19 protein-coding genes are annotated in these 21,476 nt (G+C 72.8%); 7 read left to right on the top strand and 12 right to left on the bottom strand.

Going from position 1 to position 21,476, the window contains the following annotated elements; genetic code table 11:
• Positions 1–41: 41 nt before the first annotated feature.
• From SSP29_RS40775 to SSP29_RS40765, 3 genes are read right to left on the bottom strand one after another with little or no spacing between them, the layout of a single operon-like run.
• Positions 42–521: a hypothetical protein gene (locus SSP29_RS40775; protein ID WP_089105997.1), complete on the bottom strand. Its 480-nt coding sequence runs from the start codon at positions 519–521 to the stop codon at positions 42–44.
• On the bottom strand, positions 518–1,117 hold the full coding sequence (locus SSP29_RS40770) for an RNA polymerase sigma factor (protein WP_438363837.1): 600 nt from the start codon (positions 1,115–1,117) through the stop codon (positions 518–520). The genes SSP29_RS40775 and SSP29_RS40770 overlap by 4 nt, the downstream gene beginning before the upstream one ends.
• Before the next feature lie 35 nt (positions 1,118–1,152).
• A complete protein-coding gene (locus tag SSP29_RS40765; protein WP_089105996.1) occupies positions 1,153–2,595 on the bottom strand; it encodes a S8/S53 family peptidase in 1,443 nt (480 codons plus the stop codon).
• A 149-nt stretch (positions 2,596–2,744) separates the two neighbouring features.
• Here SSP29_RS40765 and SSP29_RS40760 point away from each other — a divergent pair, with 149 nt between their 5' ends.
• Positions 2,745–5,309: a CHAT domain-containing protein gene (locus tag SSP29_RS40760; RefSeq protein ID WP_089105995.1), complete on the top strand. Its 2,565-nt coding sequence runs from the start codon at positions 2,745–2,747 to the stop codon at positions 5,307–5,309.
• Between the two features lie 140 nt (positions 5,310–5,449).
• On the opposite strand, the gene SSP29_RS40755 is transcribed toward SSP29_RS40760, so the two are convergent.
• On the bottom strand, positions 5,450–7,186 hold the full coding sequence (locus SSP29_RS40755; RefSeq protein WP_089105994.1) for a LuxR family transcriptional regulator AbsR2: 1,737 nt from the start codon (positions 7,184–7,186) through the stop codon (positions 5,450–5,452).
• A gap of 94 nt (positions 7,187–7,280) precedes the next feature.
• On the opposite strand from SSP29_RS40755, the gene absR1 reads away from it, so the two are divergent.
• Positions 7,281–8,360: a beta-glucuronidase AbsR1 gene (absR1, locus tag SSP29_RS40750; RefSeq protein ID WP_089105993.1), complete on the top strand. Its 1,080-nt coding sequence runs from the start codon at positions 7,281–7,283 to the stop codon at positions 8,358–8,360.
• 294 nt (positions 8,361–8,654) lie between these two features.
• On the opposite strand, the gene SSP29_RS40745 is transcribed toward absR1, so the two are convergent.
• Complete coding sequence (locus SSP29_RS40745) at positions 8,655–9,503, bottom strand: sulfurtransferase (protein ID WP_089105992.1); 849 nt, start codon at positions 9,501–9,503, stop codon at positions 8,655–8,657.
• Positions 9,504–9,888: 385 nt separating this feature from the next.
• On the opposite strand from SSP29_RS40745, the gene SSP29_RS40740 reads away from it, so the two are divergent.
• From SSP29_RS40740 to SSP29_RS40720, 5 genes are all read left to right on the top strand, one after another.
• Positions 9,889–10,809: an ABC transporter substrate-binding protein gene (locus SSP29_RS40740; protein ID WP_089105991.1), complete on the top strand. Its 921-nt coding sequence runs from the start codon at positions 9,889–9,891 to the stop codon at positions 10,807–10,809.
• Positions 10,810–10,926: 117 nt separating this feature from the next.
• Entirely contained in the window at positions 10,927–11,964 is a 1,038-nt protein-coding gene (locus SSP29_RS40735; RefSeq protein WP_089105990.1) for an ABC transporter substrate-binding protein, read from the top strand.
• Positions 11,961–12,722 (top strand): ABC transporter permease, encoded by a 762-nt coding sequence (locus tag SSP29_RS40730; RefSeq protein ID WP_089105989.1) that lies wholly within the window; start codon positions 11,961–11,963, stop codon positions 12,720–12,722. Before SSP29_RS40735 ends, SSP29_RS40730 begins: the two co-directional genes overlap by 4 nt.
• Entirely contained in the window at positions 12,719–13,480 is a 762-nt protein-coding gene (locus tag SSP29_RS40725) for an ABC transporter ATP-binding protein (RefSeq protein ID WP_089105988.1), read from the top strand. The genes SSP29_RS40730 and SSP29_RS40725 overlap by 4 nt, the downstream gene beginning before the upstream one ends.
• Complete coding sequence (locus tag SSP29_RS40720) at positions 13,477–14,547, top strand: phosphotransferase enzyme family protein (protein WP_089105987.1); 1,071 nt, start codon at positions 13,477–13,479, stop codon at positions 14,545–14,547. Before SSP29_RS40725 ends, SSP29_RS40720 begins: the two co-directional genes overlap by 4 nt.
• 3 nt (positions 14,548–14,550) lie before the next feature.
• On the opposite strand, the gene SSP29_RS40715 is transcribed toward SSP29_RS40720, so the two are convergent.
• From SSP29_RS40715 to SSP29_RS40690, 7 genes are all read right to left on the bottom strand, one after another.
• A complete protein-coding gene (locus SSP29_RS40715; protein WP_089105986.1) occupies positions 14,551–15,675 on the bottom strand; it encodes an MsnO8 family LLM class oxidoreductase in 1,125 nt (374 codons plus the stop codon).
• Positions 15,668–16,750 (bottom strand): LLM class flavin-dependent oxidoreductase, encoded by a 1,083-nt coding sequence (locus SSP29_RS40710; protein WP_089105985.1) that lies wholly within the window; start codon positions 16,748–16,750, stop codon positions 15,668–15,670. Before SSP29_RS40710 ends, SSP29_RS40715 begins: the two co-directional genes overlap by 8 nt.
• Positions 16,747–18,120 (bottom strand): NtaA/DmoA family FMN-dependent monooxygenase, encoded by a 1,374-nt coding sequence (locus tag SSP29_RS40705; RefSeq protein WP_089105984.1) that lies wholly within the window; start codon positions 18,118–18,120, stop codon positions 16,747–16,749. Before SSP29_RS40705 ends, SSP29_RS40710 begins: the two co-directional genes overlap by 4 nt.
• 20 nt (positions 18,121–18,140) lie before the next feature.
• Positions 18,141–19,355 (bottom strand): LLM class flavin-dependent oxidoreductase, encoded by a 1,215-nt coding sequence (locus tag SSP29_RS40700; protein WP_089105983.1) that lies wholly within the window; start codon positions 19,353–19,355, stop codon positions 18,141–18,143.
• 67 nt (positions 19,356–19,422) lie between these two features.
• Entirely contained in the window at positions 19,423–19,518 is a 96-nt protein-coding gene (locus SSP29_RS61400; protein WP_368669284.1) for a putative leader peptide, read from the bottom strand.
• A 43-nt stretch (positions 19,519–19,561) separates the two neighbouring features.
• Positions 19,562–20,386 carry a GNAT family N-acetyltransferase gene (locus tag SSP29_RS40695; RefSeq protein ID WP_089105982.1) on the bottom strand — a complete coding sequence of 275 codons (825 nt, stop codon included), beginning with the start codon at positions 20,384–20,386 and terminating at the stop codon, positions 19,562–19,564.
• A gap of 48 nt (positions 20,387–20,434) precedes the next feature.
• Positions 20,435–21,460, bottom strand: a complete 1,026-nt coding sequence (locus SSP29_RS40690) for an ABC transporter substrate-binding protein (protein WP_089105981.1) — start codon at positions 21,458–21,460, stop codon at positions 20,435–20,437.
• Between the last annotated feature and the right edge of the window lie 16 nt (positions 21,461–21,476).

The following is a 21,476-nucleotide window of genomic DNA, read 5'->3' as shown; positions in this document are numbered from 1 at the left end:
CCCGTCGCCGGTTCAGGGCGAGGTTGCGCGCGGGCGAGGCTTCACGCCCGCAGCCACTCCGTCACGATCACGTCCCCGCCCGTGCGCAGCCGGAGCGCGAACGGCCCGGCGGGCGGGGTGTCGCCGGCGAAGCGGCCCATGCCGTCGACGGTGAGCGGGCGGGCCGCCCCGGGACCGCCGAGCACCTCGATCCGCGCAGACTGCGGGGGCAGCAGCTGGCCGAGCAGCCCGTCGCCGGTGACCTCGACGTCCACGGTCAGTTCGCCCGCCCGGAAGGTCAGCATCCGGGGCGGGTCCTCGACGCCTCTGACGGGGATGGCGTCGACCAGGGAGTCGAAGGTCAGCTCGGCGACCCGGGCCTCCAGGTCGTGCAGCGCGTAGGCGTCCATGGCCAGTTGGAGCAGCTCGGCCGGGAGCGGGTCGAGGACGGCGGCCGCGCGGCGCAGCTCCTCCTCCAGGAGGTCGGCGTCGAACTCGGCGTCGTCGAAACCCTCGCCGGCCGGGAAGTCGTGGTCGCTCACACCGCACCCCTCGCGTCGAGCCGGGCCCGCAGCCGGCGCAGACAGCGCTGGCGCAGCGGGCCGATGCTGCCCACGGCGATACCCAGCGCGACGGACACCTCGACATAGCTGGGCGGCGGCGAGGCCATCAGGACACGCAGCAACTGCCTGCAGCGGTCGCCGAGTTCCTCGAACTCCTGCCAGACGAGGCGGATCCGCTCCGCCTCGTCCGCCTCGTCCTCCGCGTCGATCAGGGACTGTTCGGGCGTACGGTCGTCGCTGACCCGGTCCAGCACCTGGGGATCGTCGGTCGGCAGCAGCCGGGTCAGTCCCCGGATCACCTTCAGGCACTCGTTGCGCGCCGTGCTGGCCAGCCAGGAGCCCGCCTTGTCGGGCTCCCGGATCCGGCCCAGGTGCTGGGCGAACCGGAACCACACGGTCTGGTACACCTCGTGCCCGTCGGCGTCGGAGAGCCGGTGCGCGCGCACCACGGACCACACCAGTGGGCTCAGCCCCTCCACGAGCGCCTTCCAGGCCGCCGCGTCGCCGTCGACGGCGGACTGGACCAACGCGCCGACCTCTGCTCGGTCCACGGTCCCACCCCTCGTGTACGGCAAGTCATCGTACGCCGTGGAGGGGAGTGTTCCGGAACTCAGGCCGTAGTAGCCAGCCTTACGACCGGTACCGGCTGCCAGCTGGCCGGGCGGAGCGCCGGTACATGGGCGCCGCGCACCTCGGCGTACTCCGTGATGTCCTCCAGGAGCCGGGTGCGCGCGATGCGCGGGTCGGGCTCCTTGCTGGTGTTCATCCGGTCGGCGACGAGGCCGGCCACGATGGGGGTGGCGAACGATGTTCCGCTCCACTGTGCGAACCCTTCGAACATCACTTGGTCCGGTTTGCCGGGGCCGGTCGTCCCGGTGTCGGTCAACACGCCGGTGTGGCGCGGGTACTGGCAGGTGCAGGCGTAGGTGAAGCCGAACCGGCAGGCGTCGTAGGTGGTGTGCTGGTACACGTACGGCACGGGTGCGTCGAACCCGGCCATGGCACCGATGAGTTGCTCGCCGGGGGCGTAGACCTTCACCCAGCTGCCGTGGTTGGTGAAGCAGGCGCCGTACTCGCCGTCGCTGCGCAGCGCGCCGACCGAGAGGACCGTGTTGTCGTAGCCGGGCAGGTCGGCGCAGGCGGCGGGCCAGAAGTTGGTGGCGCTGCCGTTGTTGCCGGCGGCGGCGACGAGCAGGGTGGACTGGTCGCGCAGGGCGTCCATGAAGGCCTCGACGGCGAGCAGCCCGTCGGCGCTGCCGTTCGAGGTGCCGGCGGAGAGACTGATGATGTCCGGCCAGCCGTGCTGGTCGACCGCCTCGAACAGCTTGGCGCCGAACTCGGACTCCAGGATGGCGCCCGCGTCGTTCAGGGTGTTGGTGACGGTGATGTCCGTGTTCGGGGCGAGGGCGGCGATGAGACCGGCGATGAACGTGCCGTGGCCGACGTACTGCTGGAGGATCCCCTCGGCGTCGGTCTCGGTGACCTGCAGGTCGCCCTGGACGCGGTCGAGAAGCGGGTAGGAGCGGTAGTCGTGCACCAGACCGGTGTCCATCACCAGCACGCTGACGGCGGTGTCCGGGTCGTAACCACCGACCACGGGCTGCGGGTTGGGGATCTGGGTGAGCAGGGCGGGCAGCGGTTCGCAGGGGTTGCAGGAGTTGGCGTTCCCCGTGGTGGACACGATGTGGTTGCGGCTGACCAGCCGGCGCCCGGTGCGGCCCTCCGCCTCCCGCAGGGCGCGCAGCGCGTGCCCGACGGCGCGGTCGCCGGTGCGGTCGCCGTGGTTCGGGTCGCCGACCTGGATGCGGGTGACCCCGGTGCGGTTCGCCTCCGGTCCTGCCCTGCGCACCTGGTCGGCGACCAGGCCGGTGGTGGCGGTGAAGTGGGCGCGCACGGTGTCCTCGACGACCCGTGCCTCCTCGCCGTCGCGGGCGAGGACGACCCCCTTCTCGTACAGGAACTCGGCGGCGTCGTCCGGCCCCATCGCCAGTGGAACGTCCGGCATGGAGCGCTGGATCTGTTCGAACTGCTCATGGAATCGCTGAGGTGCCATGGCCTGTCCTCCCCCGGTAACGGCGTTCTTCAGTCAGAGTCACGGGCCCGCCGCTTGATACAGCGCCAAACCAGTGGGGCATGTATGCCCAGGCCACTACCATCCGAGGGGTGACTGCGCGAAGCGATTCGGTTACGGAACTGCTGCCGATGGTGTTCGCCGCCCCCGGCGAGGCCCTGGCGCGGGCGGAGCAGGTCCTTCGGTCCGATCCGACGCCACTGGACGCGTCCGTCGCCCACCAGGTCATCGGCATCTGGCAGCGGGACTTCGGGGACCTTGCCGTGGCCCTCGACCATCTGCGGCGCGCCCGGGACTTCGCGGCCCGGGCGGACTCGGCGGACCGGGAGGCGGACGTCCTCGCCGCCCTCGGAGTCGCCCTGGTGCATGCGGGGCGCACCCGGCAGGGACTGGCCGCGCTGGACCGCGGGGTGGCCCGGGGCAACGGGCACACCCGGGCCCGGGTGCTGTACCGGCGGGCGTTCGCCTCGTGGGTGCTGGGCCGGCACCAGGAGGCCCTGGAGGACCTGCGGCGGGCGATACCGGTACTGCGCCAGGCCGACGACGTCATCTGGACCGCGCGGGCACTGAGCGTGCGGGCCACCGTGCATCTGGCGATGGGCGCGGTGGAGCGGGCGGACGCGGACTTCACGGCGGCGGAGCGCTTGTGGGAGACGACGGGCCAGGAGCACGACAAGGCGGTCGCCGTGGAGAACCGGGGCCTGGCCGCGTACCGGTCCGGCGACATCCCGGCGGCGCTGCGCCTGCTGGCCGAGGCCAAGGAGCGCTACGACGAGCTGGGCACCCCTCCGTTCATGCTGTACATCGCGCGCTGCGAGGTGCTGATGGCGGCCGGTCTTGCCCCGGAGGCGCTGGGCGAGGCGGACGCGGCGATCGCCGCCCTGGACCGGATCGGCGGGCAGTCCACCCGCAAGGCCGAACTGCTGCTGACCGCCGCCCGCTCCGCGCTGTCGACCGGGGACGCGCAGACCGCGATCGCCCGTGCCGCCGTCGCCGTACGGCTGTTCTCGGGGCAGCGGCGGAGCTGGTGGGAGACGCATGCGCGGCTGGTGCTGATCGAGGCGCGGGTGGCGGGCGGGGCCGCGTCCGGGCGGCTGGTGCAGGACGCGGCGGCGGTCGCCGAACAGCTGGCGTCCTTCGGCGCGCCGGCCGCGCCGGAGGCCTCGCTGCTCGCCGGGCGGATCGCGCTGGCGCTGGGCTGGACGGCGGACGCGGAGCGGCATCTCGCGGTGGCCGCGCGCAGCAGGCACGGCGGGCCGCCGCTGGCCCGGATGACCGGCTGGGCCGCGCAGGCGCTGCGGGCCCGGGCGGCCGGTTCGGGCCGGGGCGTCCTGGAGGCGTGCCGGCGCGGCCTCGACGTCCTGGACGACCACCGGATGACGCTGGGCGCCTCGGAGCTGCGGGCGCGGGCCACCGCGCAGGGCGCCGAACTGGCCGCGCTGGCCCAGCAGGCGAGCCTCGATCACGGCGGGCCGCGCCGTCTGCTGGAGTGGAGCGAGCGCTGGCGGGCCACGGTGCTGTCCACTCCCCCGACCCGGCCGCCCGCGGACCCGGCCCTGCTCGCCTCGCTCACCGCGTTCCGGGAGATCGCCTCGCGCGCGGAGGAGGCCCGCCGGGAGCGCCGTCCGGTGCCCGCCCTGGAGCGTGAACAGCGGCGCCTGGAACGGGAGATCCGCGCCCGCACGCACCACACCCGGGGTGACGCCCCCGGCGGCGGCGACCGCTTCGACCCGGCCCGGCTCCTGGACCGGCTGGGTGATGCCCGGCTGGTCGAACTCGCCGTCCTGGAGGGCCGGGTGCACATCCTGCTGTGCGGACAGGGCCGGGTACGGCGCTTCGCGGGCGGCCCGCTGGCGGAGGCGGTCGCCGAGGCCGAGCACGTCCAGGCGGGGCTGCGACGGCTCGCGCACCCGGGGGCGGAGGGGCGGCTGCCGGTGGTCGAGGCCGCCGGGAAGCGGCTGGAGGAGCTGCTGCTGGGGGCGGCGGCGGACCAGCTCGGCTCCGGGCCGGTGGTGATCGTCCCGCCGGGTTCACTGCACCGGGTGCCCTGGGCCTTGCTTCCCTCCCTGCGGGAGCGGGTGCTCAGCGTGTCGCCGTCGGCGGGGAGCTGGCTGCGGGCCCGGGAGACCGAGCCGCCGCCGGGCGGCCGCCATGTGCTGGTGCGGGGGCCGGGGCTGGCGACCGGGGGCGCGGAGGTGCCCGAGGTGGCGGGCCAGTACGCGACGGCGCGGATCCTGGAGCACGACGACGCCCAGGTCCCGCGCGTACTGGAGGAGTTGGACGGCGCCGCACTGGCCCACATCGCCGCGCACGGCACGTTCCGCGCGGACAGCCCGCTCTTCTCCTCGCTGCGGATGGCCGACGGCCCGCTGATCGTGCACGACTTCGAACGCCTCGCCCGCAGCCCCTACCGGATCATCCTCTCCAGCTGCGACACGGCCCGGCTGGCCTCGGTGGGCGCCGACGAACTCCTCGGCCTGGTCACGGCGTTGCTGCCGCTGGGGACGGCCGGGGTGGTGGCGAGCAGCGCGCCCGTCAACGACGCGGCCGTGGTCCCGCTGATGCTGGCCCTGCACAAGGGGCTGGGCGCCGGCCTGTCGCTGGCGGAGGCCCTGCGCGACGCCCGGACCGCCCTGCCGGGCGACGCGCTCCACCAGGCGACCGGATGGGCGTTCGCCGCATTCGGGGCGGCCTGAGCGGGGATCCGCTGCGGTTCGGCAGCGCCCCGAAGGGGCGCGGGGCCGTGTTGAATATGCGGCTGCCGCCGCGTGGGCGCGACAAGCCACGACGGCGCCGCAGACGACCGACGACATGACGCGGCCTTCCAGCGGAGCGCTTACGCCGACTGCCGGTCCGGCTGTTCCACCAGCCACGGCAGGGCCGCGCGGTCGCTCGCGCCGAGGCGGGTGTAGGCGCTGTAGAGGTGGTTGCCCACCGTCCTTACGGACAGGGTCAGTTGCTCGGCGATCTGCCGGTTGCTGAGGCCCGAGGCGGCGAGGGTGACGATCTGGCGCTGGCGGGCCGTGAGTTCGCCGAGCACCAGGCCGGCCAGGGCCGGGGGGCGGGCGCCCTGGCAGCGGCGCGCGAGGGCGACCGCGCGGGTGCGGGACATCCGGGCGGCGCGCGGGTCGCGGTGGGCGCGGACGGCCTGGGCGTGGGCCTCCGCCGCGAAGAGCAGCAGGCCGCGCTCCGCCAGCGCCTCGGCCGCCCGGTCCAGGGCGGGTCCGTCGCCGCGGGCGAGGGCCTCGGCGTGCCGCGCGAGCACGCCGTCCAGCCGCCGCACGGCTCCCGCGGCCCCCTCGGGCTCCCCGAGCCGTACGGTGCCGTAGTGCGCGAGACCCCCGTCCCCGCGCACTACGGCACCTTCCCCCGCCTCGGCGGCGGCCCGGGCGAGTTCGGTACGGCAGGAGGCGTCGCCCGGCGCCGCCCGCAGTCCCTCCCTCGCCCACGCCGCCGCCTCTCGCAGCTCCCCCCGAAGCCACGAGTACCGGGCACGCACGGCCGCGTACCCGGCCGGTACGGGCAGGCCTCCCGACGCCAGCCACTCCCCCACCGGGGCCGGCACCTCCCGTACGTCCAACAGCTCGATGCGTTCTTCCAGTTGCTTCTGTTCGTCCTTCAGGGCGGGCTCGCACTGGTCTGGGGTGCGGGCCAGCCGGCGGGCCCGCAGCCGCCCCGCCGAGGCGCGCAGCCCGGGGCCGTGCAGAGGGTGGGCGAGGCGGACCGCGCCCCGGTCGTCGACGTGGATCAGGCCGTCGGTCTCCAGCCGTTCGAGAACGGCCAGGTCGAGACCGTCGTCGAGGTGGAGCGGCAACGGCTCGGCGAAGGCGAGGCGTTCGAGGGTGTCGCACTCTCCCGGGCCCCGCCGGTCCAGCAGGGGTGCGATGCGGTCCCGTACGGTCGCGGTGAGCGGCAGCGGGCCGCGCCAGGCCCACTCGCCGGTGTCCGGGACCCGGGTCAGCGGACCGGACTCGCGCAGCGCGCCGAGCAGGTCGCGCAGCAGCCGCAGATCGCCCCGGCACACCCGGTGCAGCCTGCGCACGGTGAGCGGTTCCAGGCCGCCGCCGGCGAGCAGCCGGTCCGTCTCGTCGTACGGCAGCGGTTCCAGGGCGAGGTGGGTGAGGAGTTCGCCGGTCCACAGCCGGGAGACGGCGCCGGGCAGGGGTGCCGGGTCGGCGGCGGCCACCACGAGCCGGGTGCGGCCGTGCACGGCGAGCTGGTGGACGAGGGCGGCCGAGGCCTCGTCGAGGAGGTGGGCGTCGTCGACGACCAGGAGCCGTACCCCGGACAGGTGCCGGACCGCGCCGGGCAGTGAGACGCGGTCGGAGAGCAGGTGCGCGAACGCCGCGAACGGAAGGGTGCTGGTCTCGGGGGTGCCGGTCACCCGGACGCAGTCGGTGCCCCGGACGGCCTCGGTGATCAGCCGGGTCTTGCCGATGCCGGCCGGGCCGGTCACCACGACACCCTGCCGTCCTGTCACCGACGACCGCCTGACCAGCTCCAGTTCGTCCTCCCGGCCGGTGAACGGCCAGGGCAGTTCGAGGGTTCGCGCATCCCGTTCGTAAGTCGTCACGTGAGTATGAGTCGCGTTACTCAGCTCTGATACAGGGGGACTTGAGTAGCTTCCGACTCAGGCGTCCGGCCGGGTCGAACGGCAGTCTGGGCGCATGACCCGACGCTACTGCTCGCTTCCGCAGCAGTCGGCCCCCGCGTTCGCGCCGGGACTGGCCGCCGAGCGGCTCGGCACGCTCGTCGGCGGGCGGCGGATGTGGGTCAACGGCACGGCTCTGCACTACTACTTCTTCGACGCAGGCACCGACGCCTCGGTGATCCCGGTCCCGGGGACCGGGGAGACCCGCCGGGTGCCGTGGGCCGGTGCCGAGGAGCAGCGGGACGTGGTGCGCGAGTGCTTCCGGGAGTGGCAGGACCTGGGCATCGGGGTGATGTTCGCCGAGGTCTTCGACCGGCGCGAGGCGGAGCTGCGGATCGGCTTCCAGCTGGGTGACGGATCCTGGTCTGCGGTGGGCCGGGACGCGCTCTCGGTGGGCGCCAACGACCGCACGATGAACCTGGGCTGGGACCTGACCGAGTCCGGCGGGCGCTGGACGGCCCTGCACGAGATCGGGCACGCGCTCGGGATGCAGCACGAGCACCAGAGCCCGTTCGCGGGCGTCCACTGGGACGACGAGGCGCTCTACGCCGACCTCGCCGGACCGCCGAACCACTGGAGCCGGGACCGCACGGACTTCAACATCCTGCGCAGGCTGGACCCGGCCGAGTCCAACGGTTCGGTGTGGGACCCGCAGTCCGTGATGCAGTACCCCTTCGGCCCGGGGCTGATCCTGGAGCCGGAGCACTACCACAACGGTCTCTACCCGCCGGGGTCGCTGTCCCCGGCCGACAAGGAGTTCGTGCTCCGCTGGTACCCGCCCGCCGAGCCGCCGGCCGTGCTGGTGCCGTTCCGTTCGGCGCCGCTCAGCCTGGGGCCGGGCGGGCAGGCCGACTTCACCGTGGAGCCGCCGGAGACCCGCGTCTACAGCGTGGGCACCTTCGGAGAGAGCGACTCCGTCGTCGTGGTCTTCGAGGAGCGCGACGGGGAACCGCGCTACCTCGCCGGCCACGACGACGGGGGCACCCCGCACAACACCAGGATCAGGGTCCGGCTCGTCAAGGGCCGCCGCTACTTCGTCCGCGTCCGTCTCCACTCCACGTGGGGGTCGGGGGAGACAGCGGTCATGTGCTGGTGACACCGGCACACGACCGCGACGCGGAGGTCGGACCACTGTCCGGCGCCGGGGGAAGCGGTCGCGGCACGTAACCTTCGGGGGAGGGATACGTGCCGCGGCCACACCGGTGCGTTGGTCAGAGACCTTGCGGACGCCTGCCCAAGGGCGCGGGGCTGTATTTGATGTGCGGCTCCGCCGCGTGGGCGCGACCAGCCCCCACGCACCCGCACCCGGCAGCGCCCTCAAGGGGCGCGGGGAACTGTGCGACCAGCCCCCGTGCACCCGCACCCGGCAGCGCACAGGACCACCCTCCCACTAGCCGCCCAACTCCAGCGGTCGCGAAGGGTCCTTGGACCACTCCTCCAGTGAACCGTCGTACACGGACACGTCCTCACGGCCCAGCAGCGTGAGCGCCAGCGCCGCCCCCGCCGCCGAGATCCCCCCACCGCAGTAGAGGACGACAGGCGACGCGTCACCGAACTCCCGCACCCTTTCTTCGAGTTCGGCGGCCGGCAGCCCCCTCCCGGGCAGGCTGAGGCTCCCCGGTATGTGCCCCCGTCGGCTGTACCGCGTCGGCACGGACCCGGCGAACCCCCCGGAGGGCAACGCGCACACCAGCACCCCCGGCCGCTCCCCCCGGCTGATCGCCGCCACCTCCTCGATCCCCGACCAGAACTCGGGCCGCGGCACCGGCGCCACCGGCACCGCGGCGGGCTCGGCGACGCCGTCCCCCGTGGCCACCGGCCGCCCCGCCGCCTCCCATGCCGCCAGCCCGCCGTCCAGCACCGCCGCCGGTACCGAGATCGCGCGCAGCATCCACCACACCCGGGCGGCCCAGATCCCGCCTCCGGTGTCGTAGACGACGACCTCGGTCCCCTCCCCCACGCCGAGCCGGGCCAGCGCGGCGGCGAGCGCGTCCGGCGCCGGGACGGCGAAGTGGTACGGCGCGCCGGCGTCGGAGAGATCGCCGGTGAGGTCGGCGTGGCGGGAGCCGGGGATGTGGCGCTCGGCCCAGCCGGCCCGGCCGGAGGCGGAGCGGTGGTCGCCGTCGTGGCGGGGCGAGGGGAGCAACGCGGTGGCGTCGAGGACGGCCAGCCGGGGGTCGTCCAGGTGGGTCGCGAGCCAGGTGTGGTCGACCAGGGGGCCGGGCAGCAGGGTGGTCATGGCGGGCGATCGTACGCCCGCCACCTGGACGTCTCACCAGTCGGGCACGCGCATCCCACACCTCGGACACGGCTTGCACAGCAGGCAGGAGCTGCGGTTATGGTTTCGGCCATCTACGCGGGAGCCCCTCCCCGACCGGGCTGAGAGGGCGTCTGGGATCCGTGTGCCGCGGTGGCGGACACGGTCCCCATGGGGACGCCGACCGCACCAGCAGCGCCATGCGCCCCGCGTAGGAGTTCACGTGTCCACAGCAGTCGAGCCGCGGCCCCCGGTGTTCCACCACGCTGCCCGCTCCTGTTGTTGTCGCGCGTGCTGTCGCCGGTCCCGCTGACCGCCGCCTCCCTCACCCCGGCGCGCCCTCGCGCGCCGCTTTCGGAGTACTTCCATGCCGCACATCCGGGTCATGCTCGACTATTTCCATCCATGGCCGAATTCTGCCGGTCTGTACGTCGCCCGTGCCCGCCGCTGGTACGAGGCAGCGGGCCTGGACGTCGAGCTGGTGGTGCAGGATCCGGGGCGCGGGGACACGCTGGAGTACCTGGTCCGGGGCGAGGTGGACTTCGGGATCTTCCCGCCGAACCGGCTGCTCGCCCGGCGGGCGGCGCTCGGTCAGCCGCTGGTCGCGGTCGCCGCGGTCAACCACCGCGGGCTGGAGGCGATCCAGACCACGACGTCGACCGGCATCACCCGTCCCCGTGACCTGGCGGGCCGCCGTCTCGCCTACAACCCGACCCCGCGCGGGCGGGCCATGGTCCGCCATCTGGTGGCGGCGGACGGCGGCGACCCGGACGCGGTGATCACCGTCGACGCGGGCAGCCGCGAGCTCACGGTGGACGACATCGAGGCGGGCGAGGCGGACGCGACCTTCGGCAACTACTGGTCCTGGGACGCCCTGCGCGGCGACCTGCCCGAGCACAGCCGGCTGACCTGGCCGGTCGACGAGATAGGCGCACCCCGCTACCACAGCTACCTGCTGGGCACGAGCGAGCGGCTGCTCGGCGAACAGCCTTCTCTGGTGCGGGACTTCCTGGCCGTGACGGCCCGCGGATATGTCACCGCCGCCCACGAGCCCGACGCCACGCTGGAGATGCTGGAGCGGGTCATCCCCTACTTCCCGCGTCCGCTCATCGCCCGCTCCCTCGCCCTGATCGCGCCGACGTGGACGGACCCGCAGGGCCGTTGGGGTGTGATCGACGAGGGCCGGATGGGCCCCTACGCGCACTGGCTCGCCGAGAACGGCGCCATCGCGCACGACGATGACTGGAACAGGTCCTTCACCAACAGCCTGCTGGACGTGACCGCATGACCCTGCTCACCCGGCGGCTCGCCGTCGACTTCAAGCGGGTGGACAGCGCGCTGTGTCGGGCCTGACCGCTCCGCACCGCCGCCCGACTCCCCTCCCCCGTACGAAGGACCCTCCACCATGCTCCGCCGCACCGCGCTGCCGGCCCTCGCCGCCCTGACGCTGCTCGCCGTCACCACCGCCTGCTCGGCCGACGCCGACTCCACGGCGGCCGCCAAGAACGGCACCACCACCGTCACCCTGGCCCTGGACTGGACCCCCAACACCAACCACACCGGCATCTACGTCGCCCAGGCCAAGGGCTGGTTCAAGGACGCCGGGATCGACCTGAAGATCGTGCCCTACGGCTCGACCGCGCCCGAGACCCTGATCGCGAGCCACAAGGCCGACTTCGGCATCTCCTACCAGGAGGGCGTCACCACGGCCCGCGCGGCCGGCCAGGACATCACCTCCGTCTACGCCGTCACGCAGAAGACGGACGTGACCGTCTCGGTGCGCGCCGACCGCACCGACATCAGCTCGCCGAAGGACCTGGACGGCAAGACGTACGCCGGGTTCGGCGCCCCCTACGAGAAGCCGCTGCTCCAGAAGGTGATCAAGAACGCGGGCGGCACGGGCGACTTCAAGCAGGTCACCCTCAACACCTCGGCGTACGCGGCGCTGTACGCCGGCAGGGCGGACTTCGCGATGCCGATGCCGACCTGGGAGGGCCTGGAGGCGAAGCTCAGCGGGAAGCCGCTGAAGGACTTCCAGCTCTCCGACTACGGCTTCCCGGCGATCTACTCGACGCTGATCGCGTCCTCCGACCAGTTCCTGAAGAAGAACCCGGCGGTGGCGAAGAAGTTCCTGGCGGCCGTCGACAAGGGCTACCGCTACGCGGCCGAGAACCCCGACCAGGCCGCCGACCTGCTCATCGCCGCCAACAAGAGCGTGCTCACCAACACCAAGCTGGTGAAGGAGAGTTCGCAGCTGCTGGCCAAGGAGTACTACAAGGGCGCGGACGGCACGATCGGCACGCAGAGCGCCGCCCGCTGGAAGGCCTTCGCGGACTTCGAGTACGGCGCCGGGCTGCTCGTCGACGCGAACGGCAAGAAGCTGACGAAGGCGCCGGACACGTCGGCGTTCTTCACCGACGCCTACCTTCCGGACGCCAAGTGAAGCCGGTGCTGCGGTCGTTGTGGCCGCCCCTGCTGGTGCTCGCCGTGGTCGTCGGCGGCTGGCAGCTGTACGTGACGGCGGCCGGGGTCGATCCGACCACCCTGCCCTCCCCCGCCCGGGTGGTGGAGCAGGGCTGGGCCAACCGCCAGGACCTGTGGGACCAGACGCTGCCCACGCTCCAGGAGACGCTGCTCGGTTTCGCGCTGTCGTTCGCGGCGGCCTGGCTGGTGGCGGTGGTGCTGGACTTCTCGGCCGCCGCCCGCCGGGGCCTGTACCCGCTGCTGGTCGCCTCGCAGACGATCCCGATCGTGGCCGTCGCCCCGCTGCTGATCATCTGGTTCGGCTTCGGGCTGCTGCCCAAGATGCTGGTGGTGACGCTGACGACGTTCTTCCCGCTGGCCGCCAACCTGGCCGCGGGCTTCGCGGCGACCGACCGGGAGGCCATGCGGCTGCTGCGCTCGCTGGGCGCCGGACGGTGGCGGGCGTTCCGGCTGGTGCGGGTGCCGAGCGCGATGCCGTACTTCTTCGCGGGGCTGCGCGTGAGCATCACCTACGCCGTGGTCGGCGCGGTGTTCGCCGAGTACGCGGGCGCCGAGTCCGGGCTCGGGATCTACATGCAGGCGCAGAAGAGCGCGTTCCGGACCGACCTGGTGTTCGCGGCGGTGGCCGTGACCGCCGCGCTGAGCATCGCTCTGTTCGGGGCCACCTATCTGCTGCAGCGGCTGGTGCTGCCCTGGGAACGGAAGGCCGGGAAATGAGCAGTCTGCGCATCGCGGGCGTGGGCAAGTCCTTCGGTTCGCTGGAGGTCCTGCGGGACCTCGACCTCACCGTGGAACCAGGCGAGTTCGCCGCTGTCATCGGCCCCAGCGGCAGCGGCAAGAGCACCCTGTTCAACCTGGTGTCCGGGCTCGACCTGCCGACCTCGGGACGGGTACTCGTGGAGGGCGAGCCGGCCGGGGTGGCCTCCGGCAAGGTCGCCTACATGCCGCAGAAGGACCTGCTGTTCCCCTGGCGGACGGTCCTCGACAACACCGCCCTGGGCCTGGAGGCACAGGGGGTGCGGAAGAAGGAAGCGCGAGCGCGGGCCGGCGCGCTGTTCGCCGACTTCGGCCTCGACGGCTTCCAGAAGGCGTACCCCTCCCAGCTCAGCGGAGGCATGCGGCAGCGGGCCGCGCTGCTGCGCACGGTGGTCCTGGAGCGGCCGGTGCTGCTCCTTGACGAGCCGTTCGGTGCGCTGGACTCGCTGACCCGCACGGAGATGCAGCTGTGGCTGGCCGGCATGTGGCAGCGGCACCGCTGGACGGTCGTCCTGGTCACCCATGACATCCGGGAGGCGGTCCTGCTCGCGGACACCGTCCACGTCCTGTCGCCGCGCCCGGCCACGGTGGTGGACCGCATCGAGGTCCCGCTGCCCCGGCCGCGCGGCGCCGACGACTTCACGGCACCGGAGTTCGCGGCGACGGAACGCCGGATCCTGGACTCCCTGCGCGGCACGACGGCGGTGAGCACGCCGTGAGTTCACATCTCGCCCACGGCCTGGGCACCGAGCCGGTCGAGCCGGACTGGCCGCCGCTGACCGACGCCGAGGTCACGGCCGTGACCGGTCCGGCCCGGGTGGTGTGGCGCAGCCCGCGCCCGCTGTCGGCGGCGGCCGTCGTGGAGCGGGACGGACGGCGGCTGTTCGTGAAACGGCACCATGTCACCGTACGCACCCCGCGGGGTCTCGCGGAGGAGCATGCCTTCCTGCGCCATCTGCGGGAGCGCGGGGCGCCCGTGGTGGAGGTCCTGGACCTGGTGGAGCGCGGCGGGTGGACGTACGAGGTCCACTCGGCCGGGACCGGCACGGACCTGTACCGGGACGCGCTGTCCTGGTCGCCGTTCCTGGGTACGGCCCATGCCCGGGCGGCCGGCGAGGCGCTGGCCCGGCTGCACCTGGCGGCGGAGGACTTCGCCGCACCGCGCCGCTCGCCGCAGCCGCTGGTCGCCTCCTTCACGGTGTTCGCGGCCCCGGACCCCTGGCCGGCCCTGCGGACCTACCTGGCCGAACGCCCGCGGCTGGAAAGGGCGTTGGCGGACTTCCCCTGGCGGGAGGACACCCGTCGCGTGCTGCTCCCGCTCCACGAGCGCCTGGCCCCGCACCTCCCGGGTCTCGCTCCCCTGTGGACCCACAACGACTGGCACGCCTCCAACCTCCTCTGGGACGGGGACGGCCAGGTCGCCACGGTCCTGGACTTCGGGATGAGCGACCGCACCACCGCGGTGCACGACCTCGCCACGGCCCTGGAACGCAACACCGTGCAGTGGCTGGACCCCGACCGCCCGGTCCAGGAGAAGCACGCGATCGAACTGCTCCGCGGATACCAGTCGGTACGCCCGCTCACCGCCGCCGAATCGGCTGCCCTGCCCGTCCTCCTGCCCCTTGTGCACGCCGAGTTCGCCCTGTCCGAGCTGGACTACTTCCACGGGGTCACCCGGTCACGGGAGAACGCCCGGCTGGCGTACGAGTACTACGTCCGCCATGCCGAGTGGTTCTCGGGCGGGGCGGGCCACCGGCTGCTGGAGCTGGTGGCCGCGCAGGTGTGAGCCTCAGCGCCGACGCCATTCCTCGGCGAGGAGTTCGTACGAGCGGACCCGGTCGGCCTGGTCGTGGGTGATCGTCGTGATGAGCAACTCGTCGGCTCCGGTGGCCTCCTGCAGCTGTTCCAGACGGTCGGCGACGTGCTGCGGGCTGCCCACGAACTGGGTGTCGAGGCGGTCCTGGACCAGCTCCCGGTCCTCGTCCGTCCAGACGTGCGCCCGCGCCTCCTCGGGGGTGGGGAAGGGAATGGCCCCCTCGGCGGTACGGATGCTGCGGACCCAGGCGCCGTAGCCGGTGGCGAGTTCACGGGCGGTGGCGTCGTCCTCGGCGACCACGACGTCGGCCGAGACGCTGACGTACGGCTTGTCGAGGACGTCCGAGGGCTGGAAGTACGCGCGGTAGCCGTCCACCGCCTCCAGGACCGTGCCCGGGCTGACGTGGTAGTTGGCGGCGAAGCGCAGGCCCCGCTCGCCCGCGACCTGGGCGCTCTCGCCGCCGCTGCTGCCCAGGATCCACACCTCGACCTCGGCGCCCTCACCGGGGACGACATGGGCCTCGGCGCCGTCCTCCGTGCGGTAGGTCCCGGCGAGCAGCGCGAGGATGTCGTCGATCTGTTCGGCGTAGTCCTGGGACTCGGCGTTCGGCAGCAGGAGCAGCTTGCGGTGGAGCGCGATCCGCGGGGAGCCGAGAAGGCGGGCGAACGAGAAGCGGGGCGGGATGACCAGGCCGTTGGGCGCCCGGCCGTCGACCACCGGGGTCGCCGTCGGCGCGGCCGCCCTCTCCCCGGGCGGGCGGCCGCCGGAGCGGCCCAGGCCCAGGTCGAGGCGGCCCGGGTACAGGGCGTCGAGGAGGCCGAACTCCTCGACCGTGGACAGCGCGGTGCGGTGTCCGAGCTGTACTGCGCCGGAGCCGAGCCGGATCCCGGAGGTCGCGGCGGCGGTCAGCGCCAGGACCACCGCGGGGGAGGTGCCGGCCACCCCCGGGTTGAGGTGGTGCTCGGCGAACCAGTAGCGGGAGTAGCCGAACTCCTCGGTGCGCTGGGCGAGTTCGACGGAGTTGCGCAGGGCGTCGGCGGCGGTGGCCCCGCTCGGGACCGGCACCAGGTCGAGGACGCCGAGCGGGATGTCAGACATGTGCGGGCTCCTCGGCGGCCGGGTGCACGGGTGCCCACGGGAACGGCGGGTCGGGGATGTCCTTGCGCAGGACCGGGGCCACCGCCGACTGGAACAGCTCCAGCGAGTCGCGGTGCTGAGTGTCCGTCAGCCCGCTTGCGTCGGCGTGCAGATGCGTGACTGTGTGCCCCAACTGCTCGTGGTAGCGGTGCACTTTCTCGATGACCTGCTGCGGACTGCCGATCAGCGCCGAGCTGCGCTCCGCGAAGTCCTCCAGGGTCTCGAAGACGACCGGCAGTCCGGCCCGGCGGAAGAAGGCCAGGTTCGCCTCGAACACCGGGCGGTAGGCGGCCAGCGCCTGCTGGCTGGTGGGCGCCACCAGGACGCCCGCCGTGCCCGCGCCGACCGCGATGTCCGCCGGGTCGTGGCCGTGGTGCTCCCAGCGTTCCCGGTAGTACCGGACCAACTCGGCATACGGCTCTATGGGGTTGGTGACGTTCGCGGAGAACAGCGGGTCGCCGTAGCGGGCGGCGAGGTCGACGGACTCCTTGCTGGTGGCGCTGCCGTGCCAGACGCGGACCGGACGCTGGTAGGGGCGCGGCCAGACCTCGGCGTCCGTGAGCTCCGGCCGGAACCGGGTCTTCGCCGTCACCCTGTCCTGCCGCCACAGCTGCCGGAACACCTCGTAGCTCTCGGCGTTGCGGTCCCACTGGTCCTCGGGCGTGACATGGAACAGCTCGCGCTGGGCGGTGCCGTTCCCCTTGCCGATGATCAGGTCGAGGCGGCCCTCGGAGAGGTGGTCGAGGGTCGCGTAGTCCTCGTACGCCCGGACGGGGTCCAGCAGGCTCAGCGTGGTCACCGCGGTGAACAGCCGGATGCGCCGGGTGAGCGCGGCGACATGGCTGAGCACCACGGTGGGCGAGGAGGAGATGAACGGGCGCTCGTGCCGCTCCCCCACCCCGAAGCCGTCGAAGCCCAGGTCCTCGGCGAGCACGGCGTTGTCGAGGACCTCGCGGAACCGCTCGTGGGTGGACTTCTGTCTCCCCGTGACCGGATCCGGCCGGTGCACGATCAGGGTGATCGCCAGGAACTTCACGACGCCACCCGCTCGCTCCGCTTCTCGTCCGGGTGGGCGAGGCCCAGGTGGTCGCGCAGGGTGGTGCCCTCGTACTCGGTGCGGAAGACGCCCTGCTCCTGGAGCAGCGGGACGACCGTGTCGGCGAAGGCGTCGAGGCCGCCGGGGGTGATGTGCGGGACCAGGATGAAGCCGTCGGAGACGTCGGCCTGCACGAAGTCGTTGATGGTGCGGGCGACGGTGGCCGGGGAGCCGACGAAGGTCTGCCGGTTGCCGGTGTTGATCACGAGGTCGCGGATGGACCACTTGTTGGCCTCGGCGAGCTCGCGCCACTCGCGGGCGATGGCGACCGGGTCGCGGTACATCCTGACCTGGGCGCGGCCCCGGGAGATGTGCTCCTCGCCGACCAGCGGGTCGACGTCGGGCAGCGGTCCCTCCGGGTCGTACGACGACAGGTCCCGGTTCCAGACGAACTCCAGGTGCTTGAGGGCGGTCGCCCCGCTGACCTGCTGGCGGCGCACCTGGTGGGCGATCTCCTCGGCCTCCGCGTCGGTGTCGCCGAGGACGAAGCTGGCGGCGGGCAGGATCAGCAGTTCGTCGGGGCGGCGGCCGTACTTGGCGAGGCGGGACTTCACGTCGGTGTAGAAGGCCTGGCCGGCGTCGAGGGTGGCGTACCGGCTGAAGATCGCGTCGGCACCGGAGGCGGCGAACTCGCGGCCTTCGTCGGACTCGCCGGCCTGGAAGATCACCGGGCGGCCCTGCGGGGAGCGCGGCACGTTGAACTGGCCGTGGATGTCGAACTGGGGGCCCTTGTGCACGAAGGAGCCGGCCCGGGCGTCGCTCAGGAAGCTGCCGGTGGCCTGGTCGGCGAGGATCTCGTCGCCGTGCCAGGAGTCGAAGAGCTCGTTCGCGGTGGCGAGGAACTCCTTGGCGCGGGAGTAGCGCTCGTCCTGCGGCAGGAAGCCGCCGCGCCGGAAGTTCTCGCCGGTGAAGGCGTCCCAGGAGGTGACCACGTTCCAGGCGGCCCGGCCGCCGGAGAGGTGGTCGAGGCTGGCGAACTGGCGGGCCACCTCGTAGGGCTCGTTGAAGGTGGAGTTGATGGTGCCGGTCAGGCCGAGGTGCTCGGTGACGGCGGCCAGCGCGGCCAGGATGGTGAAGGTGTCGGGTCGCCCGACGACGTCCAGGTCGTATATCTTGCCGCCCTGTTCGCGCAGCCTCAGGCCCTCGGCGAGGAACAGGAAGTCGAACCTGGCGCGTTCGGCGGTCTTCGCGAAGTGTGTGAAGGAGCTGAACTCGATGTGGCTGCCGGCGGCCGGGTCGCTCCACACGGTGGTGTTGTTGACGCCGGGGAAGTGCGCGGCCAGGTGGATCTGCTTCAGGGGCTTGCTCATGGGAGTGCGGTCCTTCCGGCTCAGGCGAGGGCAGCGGCGTAGCGGTTGGCGGGGCGGGCGAGCCCGAGCAGGCCGCGCAGGGTGTCCGCCTCGTAGGCGGTGCGGAACCGGCCGCGGCGCTGGAGTTCGGGGACCAGGTCCCCGGTGATGCGCGGCAGGTCGTGGCCGAGCACGGCGGGCCGCAGCCGGAAGCCGGTGAGCCCCTCGGCGGCGAACTCCTCAAGAAGATCGGCGAGTTCGGCTGCCGTCCCGGTGAAGATGCGGGCGTCGCTGGTGTACGCGCCGCCGTCGAGTGCGTCGAGGCGCTCCTTGCGGGCGGCGGCCGTGACCTGGTCGTCGTCGAGGAAGACCACGAGGTCGCCGAAGACGTGCACGGTGTCGCCGGCCCGTCCGGCGGCCTCCTGCTCGGCGCGGATCTCGGCGACGATCGCGCGGGCGTCGGCGCTGTCCTGCGGGGTGACGTAGCCGACGTCGGCCTGGCGGGCGATCAGCCGGTAGGGGACGGTCTGGTGGCCGAGGGCGGTGACGAGCGGCTGGCCCTGCGGCGGGCGCGGGGTGATGGAGGGGCCCTTGACGCTGAAGTGCCGGCCCTCGAAGTCGATGTAGTGCAGCTTGTCGCGGTCGATGAAGCGGCCGGTGGCGGCGTCCCGGATCTCGGCGTCGTCCTCCCAGCTGTCCCAGAGCCGGCGCGCGGCCTCGACGTAGTCGGCGGCCTCGTCGAAGTGCTCGGTGAGCCGTTCCTGCCCGGCCGGGGACTGCAGTTCCGCCAGGTCGATCGGCGGGAAGGCGCGTCGGCCGAAGTGGTCCGCCTCGTGCGGGCGGGCGGAGATCTGCACGCGCAGCCCGGCGCGGCCGGTGCTGACGTAGTCCAGGGTGGCGATCGCCTTGGAGATGTGGAACGGCTCGGTGTGGGTGGCGATCACCGTCGGCACCAGGCCGATGTGGCTGGAGAGGGGCGCGATCCGGGACGCGATCAGGACGGCGTCCAGGCGGCCGCGGACCTGGTCGGTACGGCCGTCGAGCTCGCCGTAGTGCGAGGACTGCAGGCCGAGGCCGTCCTCGATGGTGACGAAGTCGACGAGACCGCGCTCGGCCTCGGCGACCAGGTCGGCCCAGTAGCCGCCGGTGAACAGCTCACGGGGGCGGGCGACCGGCTCGCGCCAGGACGCGGGGTGCCAGCCGGTGCCGTCCAGGGCGACGGCGAGGTGCAGGTGGGAAGCGGGAGATGAGGACACAGGGGTGCCTTCCTGAGGGGTCCGTGCGAGAGCGCGCCGAAGAGAAGGGCGCGGCGGGGACAACGGGTCAGGAACAACAGAGCGCGCCGGCCACGCGCTGGAGGTCGATGTGCGGCCGGGAGTACAGGACGGTACGGCGGCTGGGACTGAGGACACGTGTCATGTCCCACACCTCCCGGCCTGCTCCGCGTACATCTCGTCGTGAGTCACAACAGACCGGTTTCCGTGGTTGTTCCCGGGCTGCGCACCAGCAGGGTGCGGGTGCGCAGCCGCTCGGTGAAGCCGATCGACTCGTACAGCCGGATCGCGTTCGCGTTGCCCGGAGCCGCGTGCAGGAACGGGGTGTCGCCGCGCTCCCGGACACCGGCGGCGACCGCGCGGACCAGCCGGGTGGCCAGGCCCCGGCCCTGGTGTTCCGGGTCGGTGCAGACGGCGCTGATCTCCGTCCAGCCGGGGAGCCGCAGCCTCCCCCAGCCTTCGGCCGGGGGGACCCCCATCTCGCTACGCTCGCCCGCCATGGCGATCAGCCGGCCGCGGTGCCGGATGCCGAGATAGGAGCCCATCTCGACGGTCCGGGTGCGGAACGGGCCGGGCTCGGTGCGGGCGACCAGGTCCAGGATCTCGGGCACGTCGTCCGGCCCGAGCCGTACCGCCTCGGGGGCGGGCTCGGTCCGGAGTACCGTGTCCACGAACTGGACGCCGGTCCCGCCGCCGATCACCTCCCAGCCGGGCGGTGCCACCTCGACCGGCTTGATCTTCACGGTCGTTCCCGGGCCGACGAGCGTGCGCAGGTCGGCCCAGGCGGCCGGGTCGGTGGAGTCGGCGAGGGCCGCGTAGGCGTAGACGTCGTCGGGATAGCGGGCCGCCCGGCCGACCCTCCCCCAGCCTTCGGCCGGGGGGACCCCCATCTCGCTTCGCTCCGCGAGGTGGGCGTGCGGGCCGGTGAGGGCCGACCAGACGGCGTTGTCGAGCGGGGACGGGTCGGGTGCGAGCGGGGCCCCGCCTCCGTGGAGGTCGGTCTGAAGGGTCACGGAGGCGCGGTCCTTTCTCGCCTTGCGGTGGTGCTTCTTGACGGGTGCTCAGGAGTTGTCGAGCGGCAGTCCGGGCGGGTTGACCTCGGACTTGGCGACGGCCTCGTTGGAGAGGTTGTAGGCCTTGAGCCACTCGGCGTACTGACCGTTCTTGACCAGGTAGTTGATGGCGTCGGCGAGCGGCTTGGCGAGGCCGCTGTCCTTCTTGGCGGTGGCCGCGATCAGGCCCTGGAGGCTGGCGCCGGCGCCGGAATAGGTGCCCGCGGTACGGGTGGCGTTGGGCGTGTTCGCGGTCTGCTTGTTGTGGTACGCGATGCCGGGGTTGGGGCCGAGGTAGGCGTCGATCTTGCCGCTGGACAGGGCCAGGTAGACGCTGTTGCTGTCCTGGAAGTACTTGACGGTGAGCTTCTTGCCCTCGCTCTCCAGCTTCTTCTTCCACTCCAGGAGGATCTTCTCCTGGTTGGTGCCGGCGCTCACGGAGACGGTCTTGCCGGCGAGGTTCTCGTAGTTGCCGTCGAAGTTCCAGGTGCTCTTCTTCGGCACGGTGAAGGCGAGGTTGTCCTGCCGGTAGGAGGCGAACTCGTACTTCTTCTTGCGCTCCTCGGTGTCGGTGACGTTGGAGAAGGCCACGTCGACCTTGCCGCTGTCGATGCCGACGAACATGTTCTCCCAGGTGGCGTTGTCGATCTCGGGCTTGAGGCCGAAGACCGCGGCGACCAGCCGGCCGAGGTCGGGCTCGGAGCCGGTGAGGGTCTTCTGGTCGCTGCCCACGAAGGCCAGCGGCGGGAACCCGGCGGGCAGGGCGCCCTCGCCGATGACGAGCTTGCCGCTCTTCTTGACGGAGTCGGGCAGTTCGGCGCTGATGGACTTGACCTCGGAGACCTTGATCGTGGTCTGGGTGGCGGCGCCGTTGGAGACCTGTCCTACGACGACCTCGCCGGTCTTCGCGGCGGAGGTGGTGGTGGCCGCGTCGCTGTCGCCCCCGCAGGCGGCGAGCCCGGTGGCGAGGGAGGCGACGGCGGTCGCCGCGGTGATGCCTCTGAGCAGGCTGCGTCGGGTGAGGTGGGTGGGCATGGCCGTTCCTTGTCGC

The sequence above is a fragment of the Streptomyces hyaluromycini genome, from assembly GCF_002217755.1.
Lineage (GTDB): Bacteria > Actinomycetota > Actinomycetes > Streptomycetales > Streptomycetaceae > Streptomyces > Streptomyces hyaluromycini.
The sequence above is the reverse complement of the archived record's forward strand: the minus strand, read 5'-3'. Positions and strand labels throughout refer to the sequence as shown.